Annotated in this window: 10 protein-coding genes; 4 read left to right on the forward strand and 6 right to left on the reverse strand. The window is 58.5% G+C overall.

Going from position 1 to position 14,074, the window contains the following annotated elements:
* Positions 1-31 precede the first annotated feature (31 nt).
* Positions 32-1,222 carry a BaiN/RdsA family NAD(P)/FAD-dependent oxidoreductase gene (locus ACZ5Q2_RS16950; RefSeq protein WP_230714380.1) on the forward strand — a complete coding sequence of 397 codons (1,191 nt, stop codon included), beginning with the start codon at positions 32-34 and terminating at the stop codon, positions 1,220-1,222.
* A 6-nt stretch (positions 1,223-1,228) separates the two neighbouring features.
* On the opposite strand, the gene ACZ5Q2_RS16955 is transcribed toward ACZ5Q2_RS16950, so the two are convergent.
* The 4 genes from ACZ5Q2_RS16955 to alkB form a co-directional block, all read right to left on the reverse strand.
* Positions 1,229-2,788, reverse strand: coding sequence for a phospholipase D family protein (locus tag ACZ5Q2_RS16955; protein WP_230714379.1), 1,560 nt, complete (start codon positions 2,786-2,788; stop codon positions 1,229-1,231).
* A 17-nt stretch (positions 2,789-2,805) separates the two neighbouring features.
* Positions 2,806-3,657 (reverse strand): universal stress protein, encoded by an 852-nt coding sequence (locus ACZ5Q2_RS16960; protein WP_230714394.1) that lies wholly within the window; start codon positions 3,655-3,657, stop codon positions 2,806-2,808.
* Positions 3,658-3,734: 77 nt separating this feature from the next.
* On the reverse strand, positions 3,735-5,222 hold the full coding sequence (locus ACZ5Q2_RS16965) for a SulP family inorganic anion transporter (RefSeq protein ID WP_230714378.1): 1,488 nt from the start codon (positions 5,220-5,222) through the stop codon (positions 3,735-3,737).
* Between the two features lie 259 nt (positions 5,223-5,481).
* Positions 5,482-6,132, reverse strand: a complete 651-nt coding sequence (alkB, locus tag ACZ5Q2_RS16970; RefSeq protein ID WP_432210654.1) for a DNA oxidative demethylase AlkB — start codon at positions 6,130-6,132, stop codon at positions 5,482-5,484.
* Positions 6,133-6,218: 86 nt separating this feature from the next.
* Here alkB and ACZ5Q2_RS16975 point away from each other — a divergent pair, with 86 nt between their 5' ends.
* Positions 6,219-9,020, forward strand: a complete 2,802-nt coding sequence (locus ACZ5Q2_RS16975) for an HD domain-containing phosphohydrolase (protein WP_058093085.1) — start codon at positions 6,219-6,221, stop codon at positions 9,018-9,020.
* 50 nt (positions 9,021-9,070) lie between these two features.
* Positions 9,071-9,853 (forward strand): co-chaperone DjlA, encoded by a 783-nt coding sequence (djlA, locus tag ACZ5Q2_RS16980; RefSeq protein ID WP_058093084.1) that lies wholly within the window; start codon positions 9,071-9,073, stop codon positions 9,851-9,853.
* A 9-nt stretch (positions 9,854-9,862) separates the two neighbouring features.
* On the opposite strand, the gene ACZ5Q2_RS16985 is transcribed toward djlA, so the two are convergent.
* Entirely contained in the window at positions 9,863-10,501 is a 639-nt protein-coding gene (locus ACZ5Q2_RS16985; protein WP_230714374.1) for a methyltransferase family protein, read from the reverse strand.
* A gap of 154 nt (positions 10,502-10,655) precedes the next feature.
* Here ACZ5Q2_RS16985 and ACZ5Q2_RS16990 point away from each other — a divergent pair, with 154 nt between their 5' ends.
* Entirely contained in the window at positions 10,656-12,122 is a 1,467-nt protein-coding gene (locus tag ACZ5Q2_RS16990) for an amidase (RefSeq protein ID WP_061331669.1), read from the forward strand.
* Here the strand turns inward: ACZ5Q2_RS16990 and ACZ5Q2_RS16995 are convergent.
* On the reverse strand, positions 12,092-13,960 hold the full coding sequence (locus tag ACZ5Q2_RS16995; RefSeq protein WP_061331668.1) for a sensor domain-containing diguanylate cyclase: 1,869 nt from the start codon (positions 13,958-13,960) through the stop codon (positions 12,092-12,094). The two genes, ACZ5Q2_RS16990 and ACZ5Q2_RS16995, sit on opposite strands and share 31 nt — an antisense overlap.
* Between the last annotated feature and the right edge of the window lie 114 nt (positions 13,961-14,074).

A 14,074-nucleotide genomic window follows, 5' to 3' on the forward strand; every position in this document is an offset into this window, starting at 1 on the left:
CCGCCATTTTCAACGAGTGGTGGGCAGTTCTATGGCAGGTTCAACATCCCGGTACGATGTCATCATCATCGGCGCAGGCGCTGCCGGGCTGATGTGCGCGGCCACCGCTGGTTATCGCGGCCGCAAAGTACTGGTGCTGGACCACGCCAACAAACCGGGCAAAAAGATCCTGATGTCTGGCGGTGGCCGCTGCAATTTCACCAATCTGAACAGCACGCCTGCGAACTTTATCTCCGACAACCCGCACTACTGCATCTCCGCGCTAAAGCGCTATACCCCGCAGGATTTTGTGGAACTGGTGGACCGCCACGGTGTGGAGTATGAAGAGAAAGCGCCGGGCCAACTGTTCTGCAAAGACAGTGCGAAGGACATTCTCAACGTGCTGCTGACCGAGTGCGAATGGGCCGGCGCCGAGATTCGCATGAACACGTCGGTGTCCGGCATTCGGCAAGCAGGCTCGGGCTTCTCCCTGAAGACCCGTGGCGGCACACTCGGTTGCGAATCCCTGATCGTAGCCTGCGGTGGGCTGTCGATTCCCACCATGGGTGCCACCGGCTTTGGTTACGAGATCGCCAGGCAGTTTGGCCTGAGCGTGCTGCCCACCCGTGCGGGGCTGGTGCCCTTCACCCTGCACCCGGAACTGAAGCAACAACTGGCGCCGTTGTCTGGCGTTAGCTGCCCGGTGGACGCCCACTGCCACCAACAACACTTCCGGGAACCCATGCTGGTCACCCATCGCGGCCTCAGTGGCCCGGCGATGCTGCAAGTGTCCAGTTACTGGCAGCCAGGCGATGCGGTACACATCAACCTGCTGCCGACTGAGAACATTCACGAAGACCTGCTGGCCCTGCGCAACAGCAAGCCGCAATCCACCATCGCGCACTATCTGAACCAACACCTGCCGAAACGATTCGCCCAGGCGTTTAACGACCTACACGGCTGGAACGGCCCCCTGCAGGGGTATCGCAACCAGGAACTGGAACAGGTTGCCGGCACGCTTAGCGACTGGACCATCAAGCCGGCTGGAACGGAAGGTTACAGAACGGCCGAAGTGACCCTGGGCGGTGTGGATACTCGCCAGCTATCCTCCAAAACCATGGCGGCCCTGGATCACCCGAACCTGTACTTTATCGGGGAAGTGGTGGACGTTACCGGCCACCTGGGCGGGCATAACTTCCAGTGGGCTTGGGCCTCCGGTGTGGCGGCGGGTAACGTGGCCTGACAGGCCTCAGAGATACTTCTCGATCGACAGCCAGGACAACATCCGGGACGCCGCCCGGCGCCAGAATCCGCTCTCAGGTTCCTGATAAACCTCACCATCCCGGGATTGCCACACCAGACTACCCTGCTCGTTCAGGCTCACCCGCCAGCTGTTCTCCGGCGCCATGGCGCGCTCAATATCTTCGGCTACCGCGCGCGCCAGTTGCGGACTGCGAATCACCAGCACCGTCTCGCCGTTGAGGTAGATAGAACGCAGGTTCACGTTGAACGAGCCAATAAACAATGTTTCCCGGTCAAACACCACGGCTTTGGAATGCAGGCTGATCACACCTTTATCGCAGGCTTGTTCATTGGCCACCCAACGTTTACAGGCTGGCGCTTCAGGGCGTAACTCGTACAGGTCAAAGCCCTGCTCCAGCATCTCACGCCGCCAACGGGCGTAGCCGGAATGATTGGTGACCAGATCGTTGGTGGCCAGCGAATTGGTGATCGCCGCCACCTTCAGCCCGTGGTTGCCCAGATTGTCCAGCCCGTTCAGCTGCTCGTCTGCCAGAATCAGATAGGCGGACTCAATCAGGATTTCCTTCCGGGCCGATTCGATCAGATCAAACAGGGCCTTTGCGGTGTTTCGCGGTTTGTCCGCCGGCGCTTCCAGGTCTTCCGGTGGCGGATCGAACACCAGCTCGGCCTCCGCCTTCACCATGTCAGCGAACCACCCTGCCAGCAGGGATTCCGCCTGGTTCCTGCCCTGGGGTACTGACGCAGTAAAAGGCAGCGGCTCAGTGGTGGCACGGCTGAGTCCGGATAAGCGGTCACCTGCACGCTCCGATTCCGGCAGCTCATACAATTGCCCCAGCGGGTAGGACCAGGGGCTTTGCCAGTAGGCCTCAAAGTTATCGGTCATGGCGCCAGCCAGCGGCCCGAGCACCATGACGTCGCGATCCCGGAAATTCAGTTCCTGGTGCTCGTCAAAGTACTCGTCGCCAATGTTGCGGCCGCCGGTAATACCGACATTGCCATCCACCACAAAGGTCTTGTTGTGCATGCGCCGGTTGATGCGGTCGAAGTCGGTGATGAACGACAGCCAACGGCCAACGCCCTTGCGGGAAGGAGACGGATTGAAAATCCGGATGCTGATGGCCGGGTGGGCCTCCATCATGGCAAACAGGGATTCCTTGCCGGCCACATTGATGTCATCCAGCAACAGGCGAACCTGCACGCCCCGGTCTGCGGCGGCTACCAGGCGGCCAGCCAGGTACCGGCCGCTGGCATCGTCGTTCCAGATGTAATATTGGGCATCAATGCGCTGACTGGCGGTTTCAATCAGGGCGCTGCGAACCACAAAGGCATCGCGGCCCGTGTCGAGCAGCCCAAACGCAGAGAGTCGGGATTCGGGATCAAGGTGCATCCGGCGCTGATCCGTTGTGAAGGAGTCTGCCACCGAGGATACCGCCAAAACCGGGCCATGGTCGACCGGCGGCAATCCCCTTGCGCAGCCGGCAAGCAGCCCCGCAAACAATAACAGGCTCAGCCTGGCGATCAACGGGACTACTTGCCGGGTCAGCATGGCCGGGGGATTCCTTGTCAGCGAATGATAACCAATGGTTTTTTAGCGGTTTTCAGCATGGTTGTGGTGGTACTGCCCACCAGGAACTGGCGAATTCTGGAATGGCCGTAAGCGCCCATCACCAGAATGTCGATGTCATGCTCCTCCTGGTACGCGTGCAATGCAGGTTCTACATCCCCGGCGCGAATGGCCAGGGTGATATCAACGCCCAACCCGGACAACATCTGCTCTGCCTTCTTGAGCTGTTCCCAGCGGTCGGCGGTATCCGGGCCAACCATCACCAGGTGCAGGGGCATGCCTTTGAGTACCGGGCTCTGGGCAATCAGTTCCACCCCCCGGAAAGCGGTGGGGCTGCCGTCGAACGCCAGCATGGCACTTTTCGGCTCACTATAGTCATCCGGCACCAGCAGGATGGAGCGATGCACACTTCGGATGACGGTCTCCAGCTGGCTGCCGATGTGGATATCACGGTCAGAACTGCTTTCACCGTGCAGCCCCATGACAAACAGGCGGGTCTCTTTCTCAAGAGCCACCAACGACTCAGTCAGATTACCGTGGCGCTGGCGCTTGATGGCCTCCTCCGCACCGGCGGCTTTCACCCGGGCCTCGGCTTCATCCAGCATATGATGGCCGTGCTCCAGCGCCAGTTTGGCCCGCTTTCGGTCCAGTTGTGCCAGTTCGTCCAGCAACTGCTCGCGGCTGCCAAGGCCGATGTTCCCGGCCAGGTCCGGCTCTGCGGGGTAACGTTCTTCGTCCAGAACGTGCAACAACATCAGGGGCGTTTCCATGTGTCGGCTGGCCCAGGCTGCGTAATCGCATACTGCGGGTGCTGCCCGGGAGCCATCGATACAGGCCACTACTCGTAACATACTTGCCTCGCCTTGGTTGTCCGTCTGGTTGTTATTGTGGCTGCGAATGTTGTTCTTTTCATTGCTGTCGATCATTGTCAGTGACCCATCAGGCGGTCGACGGCATCCGGCTTATCATGAACACCGAAGCGGTCAACGATGGTGGCGCTGGCCTGGTTCAGGCCAATTACCTCAACATCAGAGCCTTCACGGCGGAACTTGATCACCGCCTTATCCAGCGCAGCTACGGCGGTGATGTCCCAGAAGTGGGCCCGGCTGAGATCTATTACTACATTATCGACTGCTTCCTTGAAGTCAAAGGATTCCAGGAACTTCTCTGACGAGCTGAAGAACACCTGACCTACCACGGTGTAGCGACGGGTCTCGGTGTTTTCATCCAGCTCAGAAGTCACCAACATGTAGTGGCCAATCTTGTTGGCAAAAAACAGTGCCGCCAGCAGCACGCCCGCCAGAACGCCAAAGGCCAGGTTGTGGGTGGCCACCACCACAATCACCGTTACCAGCATCACGATGTTGGTAGACAACGGGTGCTCCCTGAGATTGCGAATGGAGTCCCAGCTAAAGGTACCAATAGAGACCATGATCATCACCGCCACCAGCGCGGCCATGGGAATCTGCACCAGCCACTTGTCGAGTACCAGCACCAGAATCAGCAGGAAGACACCGGCGGTGAGGGTCGACAATCGAGTGCGACCACCGGATTTCACGTTGATGATGGACTGACCAATCATCGCGCAACCGGCCATGCCACCCAACAAACCAGAGCCGATGTTGGCAATGCCCTGGCCCTTGCACTCCCGGTCACGGTCGCTGGTGGTGTCGGTCAGGTCATCCACGATGGTGGCTGTCATCAGCGATTCGAGCAGGCCGACGACGGCCAGAGCAACCGAATACGGCAGGATGATCATCAGGGTTTCAAGGGTCAGCGGCACGTCCGGCCAGAGGAAGATGGGCAGGGTATCCGGCAATTCGCCCATGTCGCCAACCGTACGGATATCCAGGCCCATCACCATGGCCACGAGGGTCAGACCAACAATGCACACCAAAGGTGATGGAATCAGCTTGCCAACAGTGGGTATCAGAGGGAACAGGTAGATGATACCGAGCCCGGCGGCGGTCATGGCGTAGACATGCCAGGTGACATTGGTGAGCTCCGGCAACTGGGCCATAAAGATCAGAATCGCGAGGGCGTTTACAAACCCGGTGACCACAGACCGGGACACAAAGCGCATCAGTCCACCCAGTCTCAGGTAGCCTGCGGCAATCTGGATCACACCTGTCAACAGGGTTGCCGCCAGCAGGTACTCAAGGCCATGCTCCTTGACCAGGGTCACCATCAGCAGGGCCATGGCGCCGGTTGCTGCCGAGATCATGCCCGGCCGGCCACCCACAAAGGCAATAATAACGGCGATACAGAAAGAGGCATACAAACCCACTTTCGGGTCCACGCCCGCGATGATGGAGAACGCAATCGCTTCCGGAATCAGCGCCAGGGCAACAACGACACCGGCGAGCAGGTCGCCTCGAATATTGGAAAACCAGTTTTGCTTGAGTGATTGCACCATGATTGGGGATATCCAACTGAACAATGAAAAATAAACGGCTCCATGCACACGGGCACGGGCGGGTGTCAGGAAACCTGAAAAAGAAGTCTGGGCGAGGCCAGTTAAGGGAGCATGAACGCTATGGCGGAAGGATCATCACGGTTATGGAATGCTTCGCTTGGATGAAAGTCAGATTACTGTCGAATCGGGGCGGCGAAGCTTACCAGAAGCGGGTCAGGAAAGTAAGGCAAGGGTGCCAACCGCCTCGCTGCCGCACACCTCAACCGGCTTTGCGAAAAGTCAGGTTGTAACGGCAAGAGCCCGTTAAAGGGTGGTGGCCCGCTTTGAGTGTCAGTACGCCGTGATAGAACAGCCGGGCCGGCCCTCCCCAAACCACCACATCGCCGTGCTCCAACGGGATTTTCAGGGGTTTGTCTGATCGCCTCGGCCCGCCAAACTGGAAGGTTATCGGCAAACCGAGGGAAACGGAGACAATGGGCCAGGAGAAATCCTGCTCGTCTTTGTCCTGGTGCAACCCCATGCGGGCGCCGCGCTGATAACGGTTGATCAGGCAGGCATCCGGCACAAATCCCCGATACCCCGCCGCCTCGGCAGAGTTCCGCGCCAGCGTTATAAAGGACTCGGGGATCTCAGGCCAGGGCAGGCCGGATTCCGGATCGGTGGACTGGTACCGGTAACCCGACCGGTCGGTCACCCAGCCCAGTTCGCCGGCGCAGGTCATGGCGGCCGACATGCTATGGCCACCCGGCGTTACCATGTGCCGAAAGGGCGCTTTGCTGGCCACCTCTCCGATGGCTTGCATCAGATCCGGGGCCGTATTCCGGGCAAACCGGCGCAATACCACAACGCCCTCACCCACCGGTTCCTGCCATGGCTCACCATCACTGAGATCAAACAGATCTGTTGTCATAAGCTGATCATTTTCATCAACATTCGAAACACCTCGGCGGTCAGCGTCTACACTCAGGATACCTGTTTTCCAATTAAGGCTCGCCCATGCTGTTGAACCGCCAGACCGCCCAGGTTTCGCTCGCTTTCCTGATTGCTTCCGCCATCACCCTCGGCATGCTCATTCTCACTGTCGTGCTGGTGGGCCAGAGTTTTCGGGGCATGGAACAGGCCAAGTTGACGGCTGCCGAGGCCACAGCACGGCAACTGGCCACCAGCGTGGATGACCGAATCAACGCCATTACCCAGCCTCCGTCCACCGCCCTTGCGGTGCTCCGACATGACCCGTTAACGGCGGCAACCACACTGGACCAGCGCCTTGAGCGCCTGTCGGTACTGGCCGACATCCTGTCCAGCAGCACCATCGTCAGTGCTATTTACGCCGGCTTCGGCGACGGCGATTTCTTTCTCTTCCGCACCTTGAGCAATTCAGGGTCCGTGCAGTTTCCGGATGCTCCCACTGGCAGCCACTTCCTGTTGCAAAGCCTCGAACGGGAAGGTGAGCAACGGGTTGGGGTATGGCGTTTCTACGATACGGGGCTAAACCTGATTGAGCATCGGGTGCTGGAAAGTTATGACTACGATCCCCGCCAACGGCCATGGTATCAGGCAGCCCAGAGCGTCAGCGAACTGCAGCTATCCGCGCCATACGTCTTCTTTACCACTCAGGAAACCGGACTGACACTGTCTCAGCGGGCCAGTGCACAGCCTTCCACGGTCCTTGGCATTGACGTTACGGTGAACGATCTTGGCGCCCAGCTCGCCCAACTGCGCCAGACGCCCGGCAGCCAGATCGCCATCATCAATGATCAAGGGCAGTTATTGGCCAGTTCAGAGTTTGAGCAAGAGGCCGGTGCCGTTATCCAAACGGCCCGGCTGCAGCAAACGGAACGGGGCGTCGGCGGTTTTTCCGCAGAGGGGCGTGACTGGTATGGCGTTGCCGTGGCTCTGGATGCACTGCCGGATGAGTCACTGTCGATTGTGATTGCCATTCCCTCTGATGAACTGCTTGCAGAAGTCTGGGCCGCACTGGCCAGGCAAACCCTCATTGCCGGCGCCATCGCCCTGCTGTTGCTGGTCATCGGCTGGTTTATGGGGCGCCAGGTGGGCAAGCCGCTGGAGCAGCTGACAGACAGAGTCAGCCAGCTGTCACGCTTCCGTTTCGATACAAAGGTTCGTTCCGAGTCTCACATCCGTGAGGCGTCGCAGTTGAGCATTGCGCTGGACGACATGGCCCATACCATCCGGAGCTTCCAGAACATTTCCACCGTACTGAACCGCGGCCAGGACCTGAACCAGCTGCTGCAGGATATTCTCGAGCAGATCGTCAGCATCGTGGGCCAGAAACTCGGCGCGATCTATCTGTTCAACATTCACGATCACAAACTCGAACTGACCGTGAATGGCGGCCTTGAAATACCCAGTGCACTCAGCTCTATCCCCCCTGCCGCCGATGACAACGAACTGATCCGTGTTCTGCGCAGCCACATTCCGGGCCACTCAGTGTTTGCCATTCTCCGCAACCGCCGCCGCAAACTGATTGGCGTGTTGATTATCGAGATCGAGCACGGAGACAAAACAGAACTGAGCGATGACCTGATCCAGTTTGTTGACGAGATTGCCGGTTCTGCCGCCGTTGCCATCGAAACCCGTGAGCTGATCGAAAGCCAGCAGGCCCTGCTGGACGGCATCATTCAACTGGTGGCCAACGCCATCGACTCCAAATCCCCCTACACCGGGGGCCACTGCGAGCGGGTGCCCAAATTGGCACAGATGCTGGCTGAACAGGCTGAGAGCGCCAGTGACGGCCCGTTTGCACGCTTCAGGATGTCCGAAGACGAACGTTATGAATTCCGCCTGGCCGCCTGGCTCCACGACTGCGGAAAGATAACCAGCCCGGAATATGTGGTTGATAAGGCGGTCAAGCTTGAGACCATTCACAACCGGATACATGAAATCCGAACCCGTTTTGAGGTGTTACACCGGGATGCCGACATCCAGTACCTGAAGGCGTGCCTGGAAGGGAAAGATTCTGACGAGGCGCGGCAACAACGGGATCAGTTGCAAGAAACCCTGCAGGAGGAATTCGCGTTTCTTGCGCGGGTCAATCAAGGCAGCGAATCCATGTCGGATGACGATGTCGCGCGCATTCACGAGATAGGCAGCCGCACCTGGCTACGGAACTTTAACGATCGCCTGGGCTTGTCCGGCGACGAACAGCAAGCTCTGGAACACCAGCCAACACCCGAGCTACCCGTTATGGAAACCTTGCTGGCTGACAAACCCGGCCACTTGCGCAGCTGGGGCGACAAACTTCCCCCGGTGCGCAAAGACGATCCCCGTAACCGCTGGGGGTTCGATATGACCTTGCCCGAGCACGCCTACAATCGGGGTGAACTGCACAACCTTACGGTGCGTTATGGCACCCTCACCGACGAAGAGCGATTCAAAATCAACGAGCATATCGTGCAGACCATTTGCATGCTGGATGCCCTGCCGCTGCCAGATCGACTGGCCAATGTGCCGAGGCTCGCCGGCACCCACCACGAGCGAATGGACGGTCATGGCTACCCCTGCAGGCTGACGGGTGAAAACATGAGCATTCCGGAAAAAATCATGGCAATCGCTGATGTATTCGAAGCCCTCACCGCGGTAGACCGCCCCTACAAACGCGGTAAAACCCTCTCCGAATCCTTGGGGCTGATGGCGATTATGGTGGACAAGGGGCACCTGGACAAGGACACCTTTAACCTGTTTTTGCAGTCCCGTATCTGGCTGACCTACGCGCAACAGCACCTGCGGCCGGAACAGATTGATCCGGTGGATGAAAGCCTGTTCATGAAGCCCTGACCAAAAACACGTATATTCTACGGACTGATTTACTCGCTAAGGATATCTGAATGCTGTTCGCAATGATTTTCGGTGGCCTGATCGGTTATGCCTTTGGCCGGTTTCCGGGATTCCTGGTGGGGGCTGCCATTGGCGCATTCCTGTTCCAGCGGATGAAGAGCCGGCTGATAGGCAAGATTCAGAGCCTGCAAAACAACTTCGTTGAATCCGTGTTTGCCGTCATGGGCGCCCTGTGCAAGGCCGACGGCGTGGTGACCCGGGACGAGATTCAACTGGCGGAGGCGATGTTTGAACGGTTTCGTTTGAACGAAGAGCAAAAAGCCATCGCCCGGGACGCCTTCAACCGTGGCAAGCAACCGGATTTCGACCTGGACGCGGAGCTCAACCGCTTTTTGCAGAACTCCGGCCGCCAGCCCGCGTTTCTGCAGATGTTCCTGCAGGTTCAGGTGTCGGCGGTGGCCGCAGATGGCCAGGTACACCCGGCCGAGCACGAGATGCTGGTGCGTATTGCCCGGGGCCTTGGCCTGCCAGAAAGCCAGGTAGACCAACTGGAGGCCATGCTGCGCGGCGCCCATGCCGGGCATGCCGGCGGCAGCCCGAACTACTCCTCGGGGCAGCAGATTGAGGACGCCTACAAGGTATTGGGGGTCTCCGCCTCTGCCTCCGATGCAGAGATCAAACGCGCTTACCGCAAGCTGATGAGTGAGAACCACCCGGATAAACTGGCCGGGCGCGGCATGCCCGAGAGCATGCGGGAGATGGCGGAAGAGCGCACTCGTGAAATCAGCCACGCCTACGATGTGATCAAAGACGCCCGAAAACAGGCATCCTGACGACAGACGTCAGAACCAACGGGGCACCTTTGCCCGGTAAACCTCATAGTCCTGGCCAAAGCGCTGAGCCAGGGCTTTTTCTTCCTCTTTTGCCTGGCGGGTAATCACCAGCACACCCGCCACCAGGCAAACCAGCGAAAACGCACTGGGCAATGCCAGAAAAAAGCCCAGCTGCCCGGTCATAACCGCCAGAAACAACGGATTTCGGGAACGGCTGTAGGGGCCTTGAGTCAGTAGCCTGGCCTTATCTGCAGTGGGTGCGATACCGGAGCGCCAGTCTTCGTGCATATACGCCTGCAGGTAATTCACCGCCGTAAACGATGCCAGCAGTAACACCGCACCGGCCAACAGAACCGGCCAGTGATACAGCCAGGCAAATACCCCGAGCCAGCCATCCAGGTCGACAAAAATCCGCGCCAGACACACCAGAAGAATCGCCGCCCGAAAGACATTGAAGATGTGGCGATGCCACCAGGTCGCTTTACCCCGGGCACCGTAATGAATGTGACTGAACCCCATACGGGCGTATAAGCCCAGTGTTCTGGCAGAGAACTGCAGGCCAATCATCAGAAAAAAGATGCCGAGAAACGTTCGGACAGCGGGTTCAATCAGATCCATTGATGCATTCTGGTTCAACAGGTTGGCCATCAGCTTACTGTCTGATTCCGGTTATTGAAAGTGATCAGAATCAATCTCCAGTTCGCTGGTTTTAACGAAGCATGTGACGCGATACCCAAAATGACATGCCATCACGTTTTCAGGTAGGTTATCGTTAGACGATCTGATCAGTCTGGAGTACACCATGCAGTCCGAGCACCAAGGTCCGTTCCATTGTTTCCGTGATGATGCCATGGGTGAAGATGACGCAACCGCACTGGCGGCGCGCATTCGTGCAGGTGAAGTGTCAGCGCTGGACGTCACGAAAGCCGCCATTGAACGGGCCGAAATGGCACAAGCGGTGATTAACGGAATGGTTGCCACGGATTACGACCGAAGCCTTTCACTTGCCCGGAGCCTCACAAAGCCTGAGGCCCCGTTTGCCGGTGTGCCCACGTTTATCAAAGACAACACCGACGTTCAGGGCCTGCCAACGCGCCATGGCTCGGCGGCCGTGCCCAGCAATACCGCCAGCAAAACCAGCCCGTTCGCTGAGCAGATGCTGGCACAGGGCTACCTGTGTCTGGGCAAGAGCACGCTGCCGGAATTCGGCTTCAATGCCACCACCGAGCCAGCCCATGGCGCCGCCACCCGTAACCCCTGGAATCTGCAATATTCCTCCGGCGCCTCCTCGGGTGGCGCTGCGGCCCTGGTGGCCGCCGGCGTTGTGCCTGTGGCCCATGCCAACGATGGTGGCGGGTCTATCCGAATCCCGGCGGCCTGCTGCGGGCTGATTGGGCTGAAACCCACCCGGGGCCGTGTGGTGGATAACGAGGCCGCCAAAACCCTGCCCATCAATATTGTCAGTGATGGAGTGGTCACCCGCTCTGTACGGGATTCCGCAGGCTTCATTGCAGCTGCGGACGAGTATTTACGCAACCCGGCCCTTCCCCGAGTGGGCCATGTGCAGGGTCCGTCAGGAAAGCAGCTGAGGATCGGAGTGGTTCTGGACTCGGTGACCGGCCACAAAACAGACCCGAAAACCCGCAAAACCGTGGAGGCCACCGCGCGCTATCTCGAGAAACTCGGGCATATCATCGAGCCGATGGATGTTCCCATTCCAGCGTCTTTTCCGGATGACTTCGCGCTTTACTGGGGGTTGCTGGCCTTCGGTGTGAAACTGCAGGGGCGCAAGTTGATGCACCCTCAGTTCGATAAGCGGCAAGTTGACGGGCTGACCAACGGGCTAGAGAGCATGTTCCGGAAGAAACTCTGGAAATTGCCCGCCGCGCTCTGGCGACTCAAGCGCTCGCAGCAGGACTATGCGCGGCATATGTCACAATACGACGCCGTGCTGACCCCGGTCCTCGGCCAGACGACACCGCCGCTGGGGCACCTGAGCCCGACCGTTCCATTTGATCAGCTGTTTGAGAGGCTGACCCGATACGTGTGTTTCACCCCACTCGCCAATACCACCGGCGCACCGGCGATCTCCGTACCCATGGCACTCACAGACGCGGGCCTGCCCGTTTCCGTTCAGTTCATGGCCCGCCATGGTGATGAACGCACCTTGCTGGAACTGGCTTATGCGCTGGAGGCTGACCATCGGCTGCCCCTGATCTCAAATCTGGGAGATAGACGCTACGCGGGCGATGTAGCCGTAATGGTCTGACCCTGATGCCGGTTCGCCACCACACGATTTCTGCCTTGCCCTTTGGCCTCATAGAGTGCCTCATCGGCGCAGGAAAAGATCTCCTTGGTGGCGTCGGCACGGGACGGTGACACACTGCACACGCCGATACTGACGGTCAGATGCAGTATTTCACCGGACACCCGGAAGGCGGTCTTCTCGATTTCCTTCCGAATCCGCTCTGCTACGCGCTCGGCACCATCTCCGGGAGTATCCGGCAGCAGTACCACAAACTCTTCCCCGCCATAGCGGGCAGCGAGATCCTGGGGGCGCGTCACGTGGCGCTTGATACACTGGGCCACCATTTTCAGACAATCGTCGCCGACCAGATGGCCGTAGGTATCGTTGAATTTCTTGAAATGGTCGATATCCAGCACTAGCAGTGACACCACTTCCTCAAACCGGTAGGCATGAACCACCGATGACTGGAACGCCTTGTCGAAATGCCCCCGGTTTTTCAGGCCCGTTAGCGGGTCTGTGGCATTCAATTCCAGCAACTGCTCGTTCAGGGTTTCCAGATCCCGGGTACGTTCCTGCACCCGCTCTTCCAGCATGGCGTTGGCCTCCTGCTGCACCCGCAGCGACTTCTCCTGAGCCAGGCGAGCCTTGCGTTCTTCACGCAGGAGCCTCTGCTGGGCGGCAAATGAACGCTTCTTCTCCCGGTTCAGGCGGTCTGCCAGGGCCAGTGAGAGCAGGATGACACCGAGTGCCGAGCCCACCTGAGTGGCATTCTCTGTCAGCAGGTTGCGCGGCAGGAAGGTGAACTTGTTCAGGGCCAGTACAATTCCCCCAGACAGCATGAACACCCAGGCAACGGTGTAATAGCGAGCCGCGGGATCTTTCTTGATCCAACGCATCACGCTCAGCACCAGCATGGTCGAACAGCCCACCGCAGCGATCAGAATGGTGGGCAGAATCATGTGCTTGTAGGGAATAAACAGACCTGCCCCAGCCATCAGGCCCGCGGCCATGATCATCGCCATGGTCCACCGGTTCAACAACGGGTGATTCTCACGGGTAACGCTGATAAAGCGGATACTGAAGGCCCCACCAAAGACAATCACCAGATTCAGAAACACAATAATGGACTGATCGTTCCACCAGGTGCCTTCCGGCCAAAGGTACTGGAAACCAACCCCGTGAAGACTGGCCAGAAACAGGGGCATGGTGGTGATGTAGCCAACGTAGTAGAGAAAACTGCGCTCGCCCACGGCCATGAACACAAACAGGTTGTACAGGATCATCACCAGAACAATGCCGTAGTAGATACCTTCCAGCATACTGCGGCCCTGGTCTGCCGCATAAAACGCATCCCGCTCCCAGAGTGTCAGCGGCACCTGCATGGAGCTGGTAGTGTCCACCCGGAGGTATACCGTAACTGTTTCATTGGCTGGCAACAGCAAAGGCACAACAAAATGACGGTGGTGGATGGGCCGGTCGTAGAACGGCCGCTTGTCGCCCAGCAGAAGAGGTTCTTGAGCGTCAGGGAGGTAGACTTCGATGTGGTCCAAGACCGGGTAACCAATTTCCATGAAATTGACGGCTTCCACTCCGGTGACGTTGGTCACTCGGAAACGGAACCAGTAAACATCATCGCTATAGCCGAAGTTCGCACTTTCGTCGCCACCGGCGGTCCAGGATTCATCTGGTAACTGAGTGACCTCCGAGAACGAGGTTCGCCCGTTTTCCAACCAGTAATCGACATGGGGCGCCAGCTCCAGTCGCTTCGAGTGCTTGTCCCAGGTTGCCGGCTCTGCCAACACTGACGATGGCAGCAAAAGACTGAGGGCAAGAATGAGCAGTAACGAGAGTCTTGGCACAGTGGGCCTCGGGTATAAGCATTTAGTGTAGTTATGTGCTTATCAACGAGTATGCACCAAGCTTGGGCGCGGCGCCTGCCGCTACTACCAATCGACGCAAAATGACAAAAAAAG

The sequence above is a fragment of the Marinobacter alkaliphilus genome (assembly GCF_055394375.1).

Bases quoted from the DNA above. Each gene is read 5' to 3' on its own strand.
- ACZ5Q2_RS16950 (WP_230714380.1), top strand. From the start codon at position 32: ATGGCAGGTTCAACATCCCGGTACGATGTCATCATCATCGGCGCAGGC.
- ACZ5Q2_RS16955 (WP_230714379.1), bottom strand. From the start codon at position 2,788: ATGCTGACCCGGCAAGTAGTCCCGTTGATCGCCAGGCTGAGCCTGTTA.
- ACZ5Q2_RS16960 (WP_230714394.1), bottom strand. From the start codon at position 3,657: ATGTTACGAGTAGTGGCCTGTATCGATGGCTCCCGGGCAGCACCCGCA.
- ACZ5Q2_RS16965 (WP_230714378.1), bottom strand. From the start codon at position 5,222: ATGGTGCAATCACTCAAGCAAAACTGGTTTTCCAATATTCGAGGCGAC.
- alkB (WP_432210654.1), bottom strand. From the start codon at position 6,132: ATGACAACAGATCTGTTTGATCTCAGTGATGGTGAGCCATGGCAGGAA.
- ACZ5Q2_RS16975 (WP_058093085.1), top strand. From the start codon at position 6,219: ATGCTGTTGAACCGCCAGACCGCCCAGGTTTCGCTCGCTTTCCTGATT.
- djlA (WP_058093084.1), top strand. From the start codon at position 9,071: ATGCTGTTCGCAATGATTTTCGGTGGCCTGATCGGTTATGCCTTTGGC.
- ACZ5Q2_RS16985 (WP_230714374.1), bottom strand. From the start codon at position 10,501: ATGGCCAACCTGTTGAACCAGAATGCATCAATGGATCTGATTGAACCC.
- ACZ5Q2_RS16990 (WP_061331669.1), top strand. From the start codon at position 10,656: ATGCAGTCCGAGCACCAAGGTCCGTTCCATTGTTTCCGTGATGATGCC.